The following is a 15907-nucleotide window of genomic DNA, read 5'->3' on the forward strand; positions in this document are numbered from 1 at the left end:
AAGCATAATCCTGTTAAAAAGGTGACTTTTTGTCCAGAAAAGCGCGAAAGTTGGGCAATAGCATTATCAGCTGTTTTAGGTTTTCCAATAATGTCGCCTTCAAAGGTTGCTACTTGATCTGAGCCAATGACAAAATGATTATCACTGGTTTGAATGGCTGAAGCTTTGGCAATAGCGAGTCGCTTAACCAGCGATTCTGCGGTTTCACTTGGCAGAGGTGTTTCATCAATAAGCGGATTAGCGGTTTCAAATTTGATTCCTAGTCGAGAGAGAAGCGCTTTTCGATAGACAGAAGTAGAGGCAAGTATAATATTCATAAGGATATCCACTTTAATAATTGAAAAGGTATAGTGTGCAAGATTTAAAAGATTTATTCCATTTTAGATTTATCGGCTATTGGCTGTTACTAGGCTTATTGTGGGGTATTGTTAGGCTTCCATGGCGATTGAGAATGATGATTGGAGGCTGGATAGGTACATTAGCTTTTGCTTTAGCAAAGCATCGCCAAGCTGTTGTGTATAAAAATCTTTCTTTAGTTTTTTCAGAGCTATCAGATAAGGAACGGGAGGTTTTAGCTAAGAAGATTGCGCAGAACATTGGATATGGGTTTATCGAAACAGGGATGGCTTGGCTTCGTTCTGAAAAATATCTTCGTTCGATTTCTCGCTTTGAAGGAGACCCAGCGGATTTAAGTAAGATTTTTGACGCTAATCAACCTGTGGTCTTAGTTGGTTCTCATTCGACACTTATGGAATTAGGGGTGAGATTACTTGGGCTATATGTTAAAAGTGCGGGGATGTTTCGCCCATTAAAAAATCGTTTTTTTGATCGATGGATTTATTATCAACGCAGTCGTGCAGCAACAGAACTGGTTCATTTTAAAGATATGCGGCATGTGTTAAAGATTTTAAAAAACGGTGGAAATTTATGGTATGCCTTGGATCAAGATATGGGAAGGCGAGTAGGTGTTTTTGCTTCTTTTTTCAATATTCCAGCGAGCTCAGTCAATATTTTACCTAAGTTGACAGAAAGAACAGGTGCTGCTTGGATTCCAGTTTTTATTTGGCGAGAGAAAAAAGCCTATGTTGTACGTATTTTGCCTGAAATTAAGCCAAAAGAGGGTGAGTCAGATATTCAGGTGATGGAAAGAGTTAATAAGGTTTATGAACAAGAAATCAGACAGTACCCAGAGCAATATTTCTGGATGCATCGTCGATTTAAAACACGTCCTGATGTTAGTGAAAATTGGTATTCAGAACGATAATTTATAAGGCTGATTGCGAATCGCTAAAGCCGAAAAAGGTAAAACGGTTATTAAAGAAAAGAATAATAAAGCGCCTAATAAAGCGATTTGGGCTTGGGTAGGTAAACCGATTAATGCGTCATGTGTAGCAGTTACACCAATGATTAAGATAGGAATATAAAAAGGCACAACAATGAGAAATAGCAGAAATGTGCTTTGCGTCCCTGATAAGCTTAAAGCGGCGCCCATAGTCCCAATGAGTAGTAAACAAAAACTTCCCATGGTTAAGAGTAGGGCAATGATGGGAAGATGATAATAAGGCAAATGTAATAATAACGCTAAGATAGGCAAGATAAGCAGTAAAGGAAGGATAAACTGTAACCATGCGGCAATAATTTTACTGAAAACAGCCAACCATAACTCCGAAAAATGTAATCTATCCTGCGCTAAAATGCCTGTGTCATAATCCAGTCGAAAAATTTTTTCTGCACCTAAAAGGGTAGATAAAAGTAAGACAATCCATAATGCTGCTGGAGAAATTTGTTGTAAAGAAGCATTATCAGCACCTAGCGCAATGGGAAATAAGCATAAGGTTAGTGCAAAAAATAGAATAGGTTGTAAGATAGATTGCGGATTACGCCAGTGACCTAGTAATTCCCGTCGAATCAATAAAGAAAAGCTATTAAACATAGTAAAAAAGCATCATGGAATGGAAGATATTAAATGTAGCGTTTACTGTAAAGGATATATAGTTTTTTCATAGCAATATTTTAGATATTACTCATTGTTGAGTTTATATCAGATTCTTCAATGCGTTATTATAATATGCATGTGATTTAATCAATGGAGTTTTAGTGACTAAAAAAGCTGTTTGGGATATAGATACGGTATTAAATCGGCATGGTTTACTATTGTTAAAACTGTGGTTACAAGCGGCTAAACAGACAGGTCTGAGTAAAGAAGAAAGTCGTGCTGTTTTACAAGAAGCAACTAAAGGTGGCTATTTGCATTTGGTAGAAACGCTAAAAAATCATAGCATTTCTACTCATCAATCCTCTAATAAAACTTCTTAGTTTTTAGATAGAAACATCTTGATATTTATCACTTTTCTTAAAAGCTGAAACAGCATAAGAGCAAATAGGCTGTATTTTTAATTGGTTTTCTCTAGCATAATCAGCGAGTGCATCAAGTAATTGACCAGCAATGCCTTTTCCACGCACCTCTGGATGAACGTAAGTATGCTCAGCGCGGATAATCTGATTTTCGATTGGTGTAAAACTGATTTCACCAAGTATTTCATTGTTTTCTTGATAGATAAAACGGTTATTGTCTTTAGTAATCATGATATTTCCTTAAGCTGATTTCAGCACTTGATTGAGTGCTTCTTTGGTAATAGGTTCATAAGGCATTTGGCGGGTTTTACTCGCTAAAATATTGCGATAGCGTACAAAGTCTTCCTCGTTTTCAATGAGCAAAAAAGGATTGCCAGTAAGTTGTTCAGCAAGTGTGCTTTCTTCTGTGATGCCATAATGATGACCAACCCATAATTTTGTTTGAGGCGGTAGTTTTTTGAGCTTTTGTAAAGAGTGATACAGTTTTTTAGCATCTCCACCAGGTAAATCCGCCCGTCCACATCCATAGATAAATAGGGTATCACCAGTCATTAGATTATCATCTATACGATAACAAACCCCACCAGCAGTATGACCTGGCGTTGATATAACGCTAATGGTGGTTTTGGCAAATTGAATTTCATCACCTTCGCTAACTAAAATGGCATCTTCTGGACACTCTGACCAGTGCGGATATTCATTTTCACCAATAAATAAGCTTACTTTGTCTGTATATAGCGGTAAGACCGCATTCACATGGTCATAATGACTATGCGTCAGTAATATAGCAGTTAGGGTAAGTTTTTCCTCTGCTAGGATTTCTTGAATGCCTTCACTGTCCCAAGCGGGATCAACAATAGCTGCTTCACCACTTGCTCGATCAGTAATGATATGGATAAAGTTGTCATGGTCTTCAACCATTAACTGAATGATTTCTGGTTTCATAGTATTTTCCTATTGATGAGCTTTCATAACGCGAGCTTTTTGTCTTTGCCAATCGCGGTCTTTTTTGACTTGGCGTTTATCAAAGGCTTTTTTTCCTTTAGCGATAGCAAGGTCTAATTTAACAAACCCATTTTTCCAATATAAGTTAATGGGTGCTAAGGTATAGCCGTCGCGCTCAGAAGCGCCAATCAATTTGGCGATTTGATGTCTATGTAGTAATAATTTTCGGGTGCGTTGTGGGTCGGGAAAGACATGCGTCGAAGCAGAAGGTAACGGGTTAATGAAAGCGCCAAATAAAAAAATCTCTCCATTTTTAACCAATACATGGCTTTCTTTGATTTGTACGCGTCCAGCACGCAAGGCTTTTACTTCCCAACCTTCAAGCGCAATGCCTGCTTCAAAATGCTCTTCTAAGAAATAGTCATGAAAAGCTTTTTTGTTGGTGATAATGTTGTTGTCGTGCGTTTTTTTCTTACTCATTTGCTTATAATATCCCATTAAAGCGCAAAAAGCGCAGAATGTATTAAAGGAAGACTATTTTGCCACAAATTCATAAGACGAAGAAATTGCCTTTTTCGGCGGTACAAATGTTTGACTTGGTTGCTGATGTCGAACGTTATCCAGAGTTTTTGCCATGGTGTGCGGCTGCAAAGTTAGTAAAGCGAGATGAGCAAGAGATTATTGGAACATTAACCGCAGAGAAAGGCGGATTTAAGAAATCTTTTACCACAAGAAATCGTTATCACTATCCTGATTGGATGGATATTGCCTTAGTGAATGGACCTTTTAAACATTTAAGCGGTCGATGGGATTTTATTGAACAGCCAAATGGTGGATGTGAAGTGAAATATCAAATGCGATTTGAAGTTCCCTTTTTATTAGTCCCGATTTTGGGTGGGCTGATGGATTATATGGCAAATACGATGGTCGATGCGTTTGCAGAAAGAGCAAAGAAAATTTATGGCACTCATTGAAATTGAAGTGGCTTATGCTAAGCCAGATAAGCAGAAAATTATTGTTTTACAAGCTAATGAGGGAATTACTGCAATTCAAGCGGTAGAGCGTTCTGGAATGGTTCGATTTTTTCCAGAGATTTCATTAGAAACAATAGAATTAGGCATTTTTAGCCAAGCTTGTTCGCAAGATACGCAATTAAAAAATGGGGATAGGGTAGAAATTTATCGACAATTAGTATGCGATCCTAAAGAAATGCGCCGGCAAAGGGCACGGCGCTAAGATAATATTGTTAAGCTGTTTGAGTATTTGAGAGTGATTTAGAGCTGTTCTATTTCAAAGAAGCATTGGTTATTAGCAGTATGTAAGCAAGGAACACCTGCAAACCCTGCGGCTTTGATTGAAGTAAATGCTGGATGTGTATCTCGGAGTTTAAGAAATTGTTTAAGATTTTTCATACTAGCGGTGATATTGATGCTTTGATAAGGTTTTCCTGATTTTTGAAGTTCTGCTTCAAAGGGGGGGGCAGTCTGGACATAGATCGCTATAGTAAAAAATATCCATTTTTTATTATCCTTCATTAAAAGGGTTAAGGCATTTCTTGTTCTAATGCTGATACGACTAAATCGGCTGTCCGCTCATTCATTGTAACTGCCGTATGATATAAGGTCGCAATTCTGAGCAGGGCTTTGACATCAACATCGTGTGGAACAGCGGAAAGTGGATCAAAAAAGAAAATTAAGACATCTAAACGTTTTTCCGCAATCATTGCGCCAATTTGTTGGTCGCCTCCGAGTGGTCCTGAAAGTAGGCGAGTGATTTTTAATCCTGTTGTTTCGGCAATTTGTCCGCCTGTTGTACCAGTTCCATAGAGCTCGCAACGAGATAAGAAATCATAATGTTTAAGTGCCCACTCGTTCATAGCGGGCTTTCTAGCATCATGAGCGACTAAGGCAATACGGGGAGAGATTTCCATTTTGTATTAGTTGCTATCTGAACCATTATAAACGCCATAGAGAACGAGGCTGTGGTCTTCTAGAGTAAAGCCATGTTCTTCAGCGATTTCTTTTTGACGTTTTGCAATGACTTCATCATAAAATTCCACGACTTTTCCAGTTTTTACGCAGATAAGATGATTATGGTGGTCGCCATTGTCAATTTCAAAAACGCTATGATTACCTTCAAAGTTATGACGCTTTAAAAGTCCTGCTTGTTCAAATTGTGTTAATACGCGATAAACAGTTGCAAGTCCAATATCTTCATCATTAGCTAGTAAGATTTTATAAACGTCTTCGGCAGAGAGATGAACATCGTTACCGGAAGTTTCACGTTCCATAATCTCTAAAATTTTCATTCGCGGACCAGTAACTTTTAGTCCAGCTTTTTTAATTTGTTGGCTCATGTTGTTTTACCTTTCCTTTGATTTTCGCTTCATTATACCGTTTTTTAAATGATAAAGAAGCGTATTAAAGGGTAATGCCCGTTTTAAGTTGCGCCATTGCTTGCTGCTCAATTTGACGAATACGTTCTGCAGATACTTGATATTTATCTGCTAAACTTTGTAGTGTTTCTTTTTTATCATCATTTAACCAACGTGCTTCTACAATTTCTCGGCTACGAGTATCAAGTTTTTCAAGTCCGGCGGTGAGTTGGGCTTGTAGCCGGTTTTCTTGTTCAGCAGATTCGGTATATTCAGCAGGGTCAATACTGTCATCAGTTAACCATGCAGATGGCGAAAAAGCGTCATCGTCATCATTGTTGTCTGTTGGGTCAAATGCAATATCTTGTCCTTGAATACGGCTTTCCATTTCATAAACGTCTTTCGTTGAGACATTTAGCTCATTGGCAATGGCTTGTGCTTCTTCATCATTTAGCCAATTCATGGATTTTTTCAAACTGCGTAAGTTGAAAAAGAGTTTACGTTGCGATTTAGTGGTAGCGATTTTAACCATACGCCAATTACGAATAACGTATTCATGGATTTCTGATTTTATCCAGTGTACTGCAAAGGAAACTAAGCGTACACCTCTTTGGGGTTCAAAGCGTTTAACAGCTTTCATTAGCCCAACATTTCCTTCTTGAATAAGATCGCCTAGCGGTAATCCATATCCGCTAAAGCCACGAGCAATGTGCACAACAAATTTTAGATGATGGATAATGAGCGCTTGAGCGGCTTCTAAAGAGTTATTTTGTTGTAAGTCTTCAGCAAGTTTGCGTTCTTCTTCAGCATCTAGCATCGGAATTTGGCGCACTTTGGCGATATATTGGTCAATATCGCTACTTGGGGTCAACCATTGTGGTTGACTAAGTGCTAATGCTTTGGTTGTCATCTATTTTTCCTATAAAGTTTTAAAAATTCTATTGTGTATATAATAACGCTTTTACAAAGTCTTGTACGTTAAAAGGACGTAAATCGTCTGCTTTTTCTCCAACTCCAATAAATCGGATGGGGAGTTTGAGCTTTTCAGTGATGGCAAAAATAATGCCACCTTTTGCAGTGCCGTCTAGTTTGGTAATGACAATGCCGTCTAATTGCATTGCTTCGTTAAAATGTTGTGCTTGACGTAGGGCATTTTGACCATTACCGGCATCAATAACGAGTAATGTTTGATGAGGTACGTTTCCATCTAGTTTCTGCAATACGCGTTTAACTTTTTTCAATTCTTCCATGAGGTGATCTTGTGTATGCAGACGCCCGGCGGTATCAATGATTAATACATCAATACTACGAGCTTTAGCAGACTGTAAGGCATCATAGGCAACTGAAGCAGAGTCTGCGCCGGTTTTTTGTGCAATGACTGGAACGTTATTTCTTTCGCCCCAAGTTTGTAATTGCTCAACGGCTGCTGCTCTAAAGGTATCTCCCGCAGCTAACATGACTTTTTTGCCCTCAGATTTAAATTGGTGTGCCAGTTTACCAATAGTAGTAGTTTTGCCGGCACCGTTAATGCCAACCATTAAGATGACATAAGGCTGATGGGTTTCTATGTCTAGTGGCTGTTCGTAAGGCTGGAGAAGGGTTTCCATTTGCTCAGCAACAGCTTTTTGAACCGCTTGAGCATCATTGAGTTGGTTTCGAGAAATTTGCTCGGTAACTTGCGTAATGATTTTCTCGGTGATTTCCATGCCAACGTCAGCAGTGAGTAAACGCATTTCGAGCTCGTCAATAAGATCTTGATCTAGCGCTTTTTTGCCAAGAAATAAATCTGCGAAGCTATTTCTTGTTTTCGCAAGTCCATCTCGTAAGCGAGCAAAATAGCCTGTTTTTTCTGGTTTTTCAGCAGGCTGTGGAAGCGGTTCTGCGGCAGGTGTTTCAGTAATGGTTTGTTCGGTTTCTAGCGTATCAACTTTCTCAGTTTCTGTCTGTGGTGTTTCGGTTTTTTCTTGAGATAGAGATTCTGAAGGGATGGTTTCATTTAGAAAGGTTGTTCCCTCAGTTTCTACAGCAGTTTCAGAAGGCGCTTCTTCTTGATTATTTTGTTCTTCGTTCTGAATGTCTTCGTTTTCTTGCTGAGATGTTTCTTGTGTTTCAGTAGTTGTTTTTTTAGATTTTTTGAACCAATTAAAGACCATAGTACCCTCTTATTGTTCGCGACGGCGATGCATTTTTATACCAACCTCACGCGTGGCAGCAATAGCTCCCGGTTTTTGTAGGGTTATCGTGATGGCATCAACAGGAAATTCCGCAAATAAGGCATCAATCAATGCGGCAGCAAAGGTTTCTAGTAAGCCAAATTCGGAATGTTGCGCAAAGTCTAGAGTGTAATCAGCAACATCAGCATAGCTAATAGCATCTGCAACATCATCACTTTCCGCAGCAGCAGTAAAATCTGTTTCTAGCGCCAAATCGATAATCAATGTTTGCTTCTTAAGGCGTTCGTGGGGCAAAATGCCAATGATTGCCTCAACAGCAAGGTTATTTAGGAAAATGGTGTCTTTCATAAAATGCATCGTTTTGAAAGGGTATGATTATCTCAGAGGAGTTTTTAAATGGAAAGTACTGCTTGGTTATTTGTGATAATAGGGGCAGCTGTTGGTTATCTTTTAGGTTCGGTAAGTAGCGCTGTTGTTGTTTGTAAGATGATGGGGTTACCTGACCCACGCACGCAAGGCTCTGGCAATCCCGGCGCAACAAATGTACTGAGAGTCGGAGGAAAAAAAGCTGCAGCTTTAACCTTAGCAGGGGATTTGTTAAAGGGTTTATTGGCAGTTTTAATTATTCGTTGGCTATTTCCGCTAAATGAATTAGCTTGGTTAGCCGCTGGTATGGGCGCTTTTTTAGGGCATATGTTTCCTGTTTTTTTTGGCTTTAAGGGCGGAAAAGGCGTAGCAACGGCGCTTGGCGTGTTACTCGTCTGGGATTGGCGAGTGGCGCTGATTGTTTTAGGCATTTGGTTAACGGTTTTTGCAATTACTAGAGTGTCTTCTTTGTCTGCGTTAATTGCCGCTTTTTGTGCGCCGTGGTTGGCTTTTTTAATGATTGATAATATTAAGTTGCCAATGATGATTTTAGCGATGGTCGCAATTTTGATTTACCGTCATAAGGATAATATTCGTCGTTTACGCAGTGGAGAAGAGTCTGCATTTAAAAAACGGTGAGAAATAAGATTTTTCTGAGGATTTGTTATACTAAGCTTACTATTTTTAGAGGAAGAGGAGAGCATGGAAATTCATCATGTTGCAGTGATTACTTCCAATTATCCGAAATCGAAGTTTTTTTATTCAGAGCTTCTTGGATTAGAGGTTTTAGCGGAACATTATCGGGAAGCTCGCGATTCTTGGAAGTGTGATTTAGGCAGTCAGGGAAGGTATCTGATTGAACTATTTTCTTTTCCTAATCCTCCTTCACGTCCAAATGTGCCTGAAGCCTGCGGTGCACGGCATATTGCTTTTGCCGTTGCTGATGTGGGTCAAAAGCATCAAGCGCTTTCTGCAAAAGGGATAGTATGCGAACCCATTCGTATTGATGAGTTTACTGGTAAGTCTTTTTTCTTTATTAAAGATCCAGATGGATTACCCATTGAGTTTTATCAATCTTAACTGTTAGGAATCACTATGACGCTAACTGATGATCGTTTACAGGCAGTTTTGAAAAAGCTGCCTTCTTTGGAAACGCAAACGCATGACCGCCTAGCGGCATTTGCGCCTCTTTATTTTAGCCATCTTGCGCAAGATGATGCCGCTACGTTGTCTGATACGGCTTTAGCGGGAATGTTATTAACGCACTTTTCTTTATTAGCGCGTTATAGCGGTAAGGCGCCTGTCATTCGTGTATTTAATCCTGATGTAGAAAGTGATGGTTATGGCAGCGACCATACGGTAATTGAAATTGTGGTCAGAAACCGTCCGTTTTTGGTGGATACTTTGGTGATGGCTTTGGATGCAGCGGAAGTAGTCATGCATCGCTTGTTGCATACGATTGTTCATCTCTCTAGAGATAATGACGGCAATATTGTGGCGATTGATAAGGTTTCAGAAAGTAGTGATACACATGTATCAATTATGTATTGCGAAATTGATCGTTTAGAAAATCAGGCAGCATTAGAGGGAATTGCAGAAAAGCTAAGAGAAAAGATTAGTTTGTTAGATGTAGTTGTCGGAGATTGGGGCGCAATGGCAGATAAGCTTAATGTCATTTGTCAATCACTGACTGACCAAGAGTTATCTTATAGTGAATATGCGCTAGAAGAAGTTCGTGCTTTTTTAGAATGGATGGCAGATGGGCATTTTACTTTTTTAGGCTTTAGAGAATATCGCATCCAGGAAAATGCTGAAGGGCAACGAGAGTGGCATCGTGTTGGTGGCAGTGGCTTAGGGGTTCTGAGAGAAAAGGGGCAGGATAAGATTTCTGCGAGCTTTGCGAATTTACCGACCGATTTGCAAACGCGTATGATGCAACCAGAAGTGTTGCGTTTTTCTAAAGCAGATCAGGTTTCGCCAGTGCATCGTCCGGTTTATATGGATATGCTAGGGATTCAAAAGATTGATGAAAAAGGCTTGGTGGTTGGTGAGTATCGTTTTCTTGGGTTGTTAACCGCTAGCGCTTATCAGCTTACGCCTGATCAAATTCCACTGTTACGCGATAAGGTATCAGCAGTATTAGCGCGCGCCGCCTTACCAACGCAAGGACATGCAGATAAGAAAATGCGCCATATTTTAAATCAGATGCCACGTGATGATTTGTTTCAGGCAGATGTCGATACGCTTTACCCAATGGCTTTAGGTATTTTGCAATTACAAGATCGGAAACGTTTACGTTTATTTGCACGAACAGATAGTTATCGACGATTTGTTTCGTGTTTGGTCTATGTTCCTCGGGACAAGTTTTCAACAGAAATGCGCGTTAAAATGCAAAAGATTCTGATGAAGGCGTTTGGTGGAAAGGCGTTGGAGTTTAATACGCGCTTTTCTGATGCGCATCATGCTCGTATTCATGTGCATATTCGTACAGAGCCTAGTAGTATCCAGTTTCCGGATTTGGCAGAGGTAGAGGCGCAGTTAACCGCAGCAATGCGCGAATGGAAAGATGATTTTGCAACGGAATTAAGTCGAGCAAAAGGCGAAGTGGAAGCCAATCGTTTACAGCGGAAATATCAACAGGCTTATCCCGCCGCTTATCGTGAAATGACTTCACCGGCGGTGGCAGTTGTCGATACGCAGCGATTAGAAGCACTGTCTGAGTCACAACCTTTGGGGTTACATTTGTTTCAAAGCAGTGGCGAACGCAAAGATCGTTTGCATTTGAAATTATATGGCAGACAAGAAGCGCCGACCTTGACCTATATTTTGCCAAAGCTAGAGCATTTTGGCGTGTTGGTAAGTGCCGCTCATCCGTTTAAGATTCAACCAAATGCAAATGATGCACTCTGGATGCAGCAATATGATTTGGCATTGCGGGATGTGCAGAGTATTGATATGGCAGTGGTTCGCGCGCAGTTTGAAAATGCATTTTTGCGGGTTTGTAGTGGAGAAATTGAAAGCGATCGCTTAAATGAGTTGGTGCTAACCAGTCAGCTAAATGCGGATGAAGTCGTAATTTTACGCGCTTTAGCACGCTATATGATTCAAGCAAGAGCGCCTTTCTCCGCAGATTATATTCATCAAACGTTAGTGAAAAATGCCAAAATTGCGGTGGCTTTGATTCAGCTATTCCATGCACGATTAAATCCAAAATCGTTAGAAACAGAAGCAGAAAAATATCAAACCTTAATTGAAGATTATCTGCAAGAAGTGGCAAGTTTAGATGAAGATCGAATTTTGCATTGGTATCTCACGTTGATTAACGCTATTTTGCGCACCAATTTTTATCAGCGCAATGAGGATGGCAGCCGAAAAAATCGCTTGTCTTTCAAATTTAATTCTCAGGCAATTCCTGAATTGCCAAAACCGCGTCCAATGGTAGAGATTTTTGTGTATTCACCAAAAGTGGAAGCCGTGCATTTGCGTGGTGGAAAAGTTGCCCGCGGTGGATTGCGGTGGTCGGATCGAATGGAGGATTTCCGGACAGAAGTGCTAGGGTTAGTTAAAGCACAAATGGTTAAAAATGCTGTGATTGTACCCGTCGGTTCAAAAGGCGGATTTGTGGTGAAAACACCAACGGCTTCTCGTGAAGCAATGATGGCAGAAGGCATCGAATGCTATAAGACTTTTATCCGAGGGTTATTAGATATCACGGATAATTTGGTGGAAGGTAAAGTTGTTCCGCCAAAAGATACCGTTCGCCATGATGGTGATGATCCCTATTTGGTCGTTGCAGCGGATAAAGGCACCGCAAGTTTTTCTGACATTGCTAATGCAGAGGCAAAAGCGTACGGCTTTTGGTTAGGAGATGCTTTTGCAAGCGGTGGTTCTGTGGGTTATGACCATAAGGGCATGGGAATTACTGCTAGAGGTGCTTGGGAATCAGTTAAGCGCCATTTCCGCCATTTAGGTAAGGATATTCAGAAAGAAGATTTTACCGTGATTGGCATTGGCGATATGAGCGGGGATGTCTTTGGTAACGGAATGTTACTTTCTAAGCATATTCGGTTACAAGCGGCATTTAACCACTTACATATTTTTATTGACCCAAGTCCAGATGCAGAAAGCAGTTATCAAGAGCGTAAGCGATTATTTGAGTTGCCGCGTTCAAATTGGGCGGATTACCAAAGTAGCTTAATTAGTAAAGGCGGAGGTGTTTTTTCTCGGGCAGATAAATCAATTGTTATTACGCCAGAGATGAAAGCAGCATTTGGTATCGAGGCAGAGCGCTTAACCCCCAATGAACTGATTCAACAATTATTAAAAGCGCCAGTAGAACTACTCTGGAATGGCGGCATTGGAACATATATCAAACATAGTGAAGAAACGCATTCAGAAGTAGGCGATCGTGCAAATGATGCCTTACGTGTCAATGGAAATGAGGTTCAGGCCAAAGTCATTGGCGAGGGCGGAAATCTTGGTGTGACTCAGCGTGGACGCATTGAATATGCACAAAATGGCGGCAGAATTTATACCGATGCGATTGATAATAGTGGCGGGGTAAATTGCTCTGACCATGAGGTTAATATCAAAATCCTACTCAATGCAGTCGTTGAAAAAGGAGATATGACTGAAAAACAACGTAACACGTTATTAGCAGAAATGACTGATGAAGTGGCAAAATTGGTATTACGTCAAAATTATCTTCAACCACAAGCGATAGAAACGGCTGCTGCAAATCCTGCTTTAATTAGCGAACATGCGCGAATTATTCGACAATTAGAGCGAGAAGGGCGATTAGACAGAGCTATCGAATATTTACCCGATGAAGAAACCTTACGCGAACGTCGTAAAAATGGTCAAGGTTTGACTAATCCAGAATTAGCAGTGCTTTTGGCGTATAGCAAAATGTGGTTATACGATCAATTACTAGCCAGTCAGTTGCCAGATAATCCTTATTTTAGTGCGGAATTGGAGCGGTATTTCCCCTCTATGCTAAGTGAAAAATATACGCAGCAAATGCGCGAGCATCGCTTGCATAGAGAAATTATCGCCACTTATCTAACGAACTCGCTTATCAACCGAATGGGAGCAGCGTTTGTATTCCGTGTCGCAGAAGATAGCGGTGCTGATATTTGCGATATTGCTAGTGCGTATGCTATTGCTCGAGAAGTATTTGATGCGCGAGATTATTGGCAAATGATTGCTCAGCTAGATAATCAAGTACCGGCACAAGCACAAATTACGCTTGGGCAAACCTTACGTCAATTGATTTCAAAAGCAACATATTGGTTCTTAAGACAATTACCTAAGCCAATAGAAGTTGATACGGCTATTGAGCGTTTTAAATCTCGCGTTACGACACTTTGCCAACAACATCCAGCGATACAAACCATCGATCAAACCTTAATTGATAATTGGCAAGCGCAAGGTATCCCAGCAGACATTGCTCAAGCATTTGCGACTTTAACAAATGCTTACGCTGCGTTAGATATTGCTTTACTCACAGAAAAAAGTGATATGGATATTCAGTTGGTGGCAGATCAGTATGTTCAATTGCGTGAACTTTTAAAAGGAGAGTGGTTTATTGAGCAGATGGAAACATTGCCAGCAGAGAGTTATTGGGAACGTCGAGCGGTAAACGCTTTGCAAACTACTTATCACACAACCTTAAGCGCATTAACTGAAAAAATACTTTCGCAGCAAGTCTCTATCGCACAATGGCAAAAAACACATCAAGACAATTTGGCGCATCTTTATCAAAGCATTGAAGAGCTAGATAAAGAAAACATTAGTTTAGCCAGTCTATCGGTTTTGCTGGGTGAAATTGCAGTTTTAGATGCACAGTGAGAGAAATAGTGATTAAATAATATCTCATAATCCCCCGCCAAAAGACTTGGTGGGGGATTTATATGAAAGGTTAACTATAAGGTGAAAATATGTTTCCTGATACTGATTACGAATTTGATGACGATTTTACTGATGCTTACGATGAAGAAGATGCGTTAGATTTTGAAGAGGACGATATCCGCGAGCTAGGTAGTGATCCTCTCGATTGGGGTGATGGGATAGCGCGCGACGAAGAAGATGGCTGGTTTTATGGCGATGATGACCAAGACGAATTCAGAGAAGAAGACGGCTATTTTTATGATGATGAATAATCAATAATATAGCGGTGTCCCAGAAAAATACATACAACAGATATATAGTTACTGTTGTATGTATTTTGGGAATTTGGCTATGAATAAAATGCCGTAATAAAATTAAAGTCTCATTTTTCAGAAAATTATAAAAATTGATATTGCTCAATCCGTAATGATTTTATCCAAAATACTATTTGATCAAACGGACGCTTTGTCTTTAGTGATTTTGCTGATGTCAATCTGATTAAAAAGAGTGAATTGAGTAGAGAATACTCAATTTTTTTATGAATAAATCTTCAAGTAAAATGAAAAAAGCAGATATTGAAAAGTTTTTTGAGCGTTTGAAAGCTGAAAATCCTCATCCGACAACAGAGCTAAATTACAGCAGTCATTTTGAGTTGCTGATTGCGGTCATGCTTTCTGCACAAGCGACAGATGTCAGCGTGAATAAAGCGACAGCTAAGTTGTTCCCTGTGGCGAATACGCCAGAAGCGATTTTGACATTAGGGGAAGAGGGGCTAAAAGCCTATATAAAAACCATTGGGCTATTTAATAGCAAAGCCGCAAATGTGATAAAAACTTGTCAGATATTATTAGAACAATATCAGGGAGAAGTCCCTAGTGAACGTAAAGCTTTAGAAGCCTTACCGGGTGTTGGTCGAAAAACAGCGAATGTAGTATTGAATACAGCATTTGGGCAACCCGTTATGGCCGTTGATACACATATTTTTCGGGTATCAAACCGCACAGGATTAGCGCCGGGAAAAACCGTATTAGCGGTAGAGCAAAAACTCATGAAAGTTATTCCTAAAGCGTACTTGATGGATGCACACCATTGGTTGATTTTACATGGACGCTATACGTGTACGGCACGCAAACCACATTGTCATGCTTGTGTGGTATCTGATTTATGTGCACATCCAGAGAATTTATCATGATGGTAGGCTTTGCTATTCTTTTAATTTTAGGCTGGGGAATAAGTTTCGTTCACGCGCTCAATCATAAGAGAGATTATTGGGTTCAGCTTTATATGCCGACTTATGCTTTTAAATATGCACGGGATAATGGCTTATGGTATTCCGTGTTGCTACAAGTGATAGGATTATTCGGTGTGGTATCAGGATGGATTATTGATGGTATATGACGATTTTTTATATTGCTGAATAGATTGAGTGCCATACAAAGTGATAAGCAACCACCAGAAAAATCATCGTGAAAAGGCTACTAGAATGGTTATAGCTAAATGTCTTTAATTCGCATACAGCGTTGGCTTGTCTTACAGTTCCGATTTGTGCTGTCTATGGCTCGTCGTTTTGTATGCGAAATGAACTTATTCAGCTATAGTTAAATCAACTAAAAAACAATCCAAAGCAGATAAAAGAACAAAGTATCAATATAATCCATCCGCCACTCTTTGCGTATTTACTTAATCCAAGCCCAGCTCTTTACAATAGGATTTAAGTCAGGGCTATAATCAAATCATCTAAAAAACAGAGCATCATTTACCGATAGAATTGCTAGATAAGGCTTATATTGTGAAATACTAATTA

The 15907-nt window shown here is 39.8% G+C and carries 21 protein-coding genes; 10 read left to right on the top strand and 11 right to left on the bottom strand.

The features are described 5' to 3' along the window. Positions 1-317, bottom strand: a 317-nt coding sequence (locus A5N85_RS09975; protein WP_211268148.1) for a Maf family protein, incomplete at its 3' end; no start/stop codon positions are given. 20 nt (positions 318-337) lie between these two features. Between A5N85_RS09975 and A5N85_RS09980 the strand changes: the two genes are divergently transcribed. Next, on the top strand, positions 338-1264 hold the full coding sequence (locus A5N85_RS09980) for a lysophospholipid acyltransferase family protein (RefSeq protein WP_249023956.1): 927 nt from the start codon (positions 338-340) through the stop codon (positions 1262-1264). Here A5N85_RS09980 and A5N85_RS09985 read toward each other — a convergent pair. Then, entirely contained in the window at positions 1253-1933 is a 681-nt protein-coding gene (locus A5N85_RS09985; protein WP_072577096.1) for a heme exporter protein CcmB, read from the bottom strand. The two genes, A5N85_RS09980 and A5N85_RS09985, sit on opposite strands and share 12 nt — an antisense overlap. 164 nt (positions 1934-2097) lie before the next feature. Between A5N85_RS09985 and A5N85_RS09990 the strand changes: the two genes are divergently transcribed. Then, positions 2098-2316 carry a hypothetical protein gene (locus A5N85_RS09990; RefSeq protein WP_072577097.1) on the top strand — a complete coding sequence of 73 codons (219 nt, stop codon included), beginning with the start codon at positions 2098-2100 and terminating at the stop codon, positions 2314-2316. Positions 2317-2319: 3 nt separating this feature from the next. Here the strand turns inward: A5N85_RS09990 and A5N85_RS09995 are convergent, their stop codons facing one another. Genes A5N85_RS09995 through smpB form a run of 3 tightly spaced genes read right to left on the bottom strand, consistent with a single transcriptional unit; the run spans position 2320 to position 3780 of the window. After that, positions 2320-2586 carry a GNAT family N-acetyltransferase gene (locus A5N85_RS09995; RefSeq protein WP_072577098.1) on the bottom strand — a complete coding sequence of 89 codons (267 nt, stop codon included), beginning with the start codon at positions 2584-2586 and terminating at the stop codon, positions 2320-2322. Between the two features lie 9 nt (positions 2587-2595). Then, entirely contained in the window at positions 2596-3300 is a 705-nt protein-coding gene (locus A5N85_RS10000) for an MBL fold metallo-hydrolase (protein WP_072577099.1), read from the bottom strand. Positions 3301-3309: 9 nt separating this feature from the next. Next, complete coding sequence (gene smpB, locus A5N85_RS10005; protein ID WP_072577114.1) at positions 3310-3780, bottom strand: SsrA-binding protein SmpB; 471 nt, start codon at positions 3778-3780, stop codon at positions 3310-3312. A 59-nt stretch (positions 3781-3839) separates the two neighbouring features. Here smpB and A5N85_RS10010 point away from each other — a divergent pair, with 59 nt between their 5' ends. Both A5N85_RS10010 and A5N85_RS10015 read left to right on the top strand, forming a co-directional pair. Next, entirely contained in the window at positions 3840-4274 is a 435-nt protein-coding gene (locus A5N85_RS10010; protein WP_072577100.1) for a type II toxin-antitoxin system RatA family toxin, read from the top strand. Further along, complete coding sequence (locus A5N85_RS10015) at positions 4261-4536, top strand: RnfH family protein (protein ID WP_072577101.1); 276 nt, start codon at positions 4261-4263, stop codon at positions 4534-4536. The genes A5N85_RS10010 and A5N85_RS10015 overlap by 14 nt, the downstream gene beginning before the upstream one ends. Positions 4537-4574: 38 nt before the next feature. Here the strand turns inward: A5N85_RS10015 and A5N85_RS10020 are convergent, their stop codons facing one another. From A5N85_RS10020 to folB, 6 genes are all read right to left on the bottom strand, one after another. Next, positions 4575-4835, bottom strand: coding sequence for a hypothetical protein (locus A5N85_RS10020; RefSeq protein WP_072577102.1), 261 nt, complete (start codon positions 4833-4835; stop codon positions 4575-4577). An 8-nt stretch (positions 4836-4843) separates the two neighbouring features. Beyond that, entirely contained in the window at positions 4844-5230 is a 387-nt protein-coding gene (locus tag A5N85_RS10025) for a methylglyoxal synthase (protein ID WP_072577103.1), read from the bottom strand. A gap of 6 nt (positions 5231-5236) precedes the next feature. After that, the gene (gene fur, locus A5N85_RS10030) at positions 5237-5656 is read right to left on the bottom strand and encodes a ferric iron uptake transcriptional regulator (protein WP_072577104.1); all 420 of its coding nucleotides are present in this window, start codon (positions 5654-5656) and stop codon (positions 5237-5239) included. A gap of 64 nt (positions 5657-5720) precedes the next feature. After that, positions 5721-6584: an RNA polymerase sigma factor RpoH gene (gene rpoH / locus A5N85_RS10035; protein WP_072577105.1), complete on the bottom strand. Its 864-nt coding sequence runs from the start codon at positions 6582-6584 to the stop codon at positions 5721-5723. Positions 6585-6612: 28 nt separating this feature from the next. Beyond that, positions 6613-7827 carry a signal recognition particle-docking protein FtsY gene (ftsY, locus tag A5N85_RS10040; RefSeq protein WP_072577106.1) on the bottom strand — a complete coding sequence of 405 codons (1215 nt, stop codon included), beginning with the start codon at positions 7825-7827 and terminating at the stop codon, positions 6613-6615. A gap of 9 nt (positions 7828-7836) precedes the next feature. Continuing rightward, on the bottom strand, positions 7837-8196 hold the full coding sequence (folB, locus tag A5N85_RS10045) for a dihydroneopterin aldolase (RefSeq protein WP_072577107.1): 360 nt from the start codon (positions 8194-8196) through the stop codon (positions 7837-7839). A 48-nt stretch (positions 8197-8244) separates the two neighbouring features. Here folB and plsY point away from each other — a divergent pair, with 48 nt between their 5' ends. The 6 genes from plsY (at position 8245) to A5N85_RS10075 (ending at position 15501) form a co-directional block, all read left to right on the top strand. Beyond that, a complete protein-coding gene (gene plsY / locus A5N85_RS10050; RefSeq protein ID WP_072577108.1) occupies positions 8245-8853 on the top strand; it encodes a glycerol-3-phosphate 1-O-acyltransferase PlsY in 609 nt (202 codons plus the stop codon). Positions 8854-8916: 63 nt separating this feature from the next. Beyond that, the gene (gene gloA2, locus A5N85_RS10055; RefSeq protein WP_072577109.1) at positions 8917-9294 is read left to right on the top strand and encodes an SMU1112c/YaeR family gloxylase I-like metalloprotein; all 378 of its coding nucleotides are present in this window, start codon (positions 8917-8919) and stop codon (positions 9292-9294) included. Positions 9295-9309: 15 nt separating this feature from the next. Then, positions 9310-14064, top strand: a complete 4755-nt coding sequence (locus tag A5N85_RS10060; protein WP_072577110.1) for an NAD-glutamate dehydrogenase — start codon at positions 9310-9312, stop codon at positions 14062-14064. A gap of 89 nt (positions 14065-14153) precedes the next feature. Further along, positions 14154-14375 (top strand): hypothetical protein, encoded by a 222-nt coding sequence (locus A5N85_RS10065; protein ID WP_072577111.1) that lies wholly within the window; start codon positions 14154-14156, stop codon positions 14373-14375. A 266-nt stretch (positions 14376-14641) separates the two neighbouring features. Next, positions 14642-15295: an endonuclease III gene (nth, locus tag A5N85_RS10070; protein WP_072577112.1), complete on the top strand. Its 654-nt coding sequence runs from the start codon at positions 14642-14644 to the stop codon at positions 15293-15295. Further along, positions 15292-15501: a hypothetical protein gene (locus A5N85_RS10075; protein ID WP_072577113.1), complete on the top strand. Its 210-nt coding sequence runs from the start codon at positions 15292-15294 to the stop codon at positions 15499-15501. The genes nth and A5N85_RS10075 overlap by 4 nt, the downstream gene beginning before the upstream one ends. The last annotated feature ends 406 nt before the right edge of the window (positions 15502-15907 follow it).

Source organism: Suttonella ornithocola, assembly GCF_001889065.1.
In the GTDB taxonomy this organism is placed as follows: Bacteria; Pseudomonadota; Gammaproteobacteria; order Cardiobacteriales; family Cardiobacteriaceae; genus Suttonella_A; species Suttonella_A ornithocola.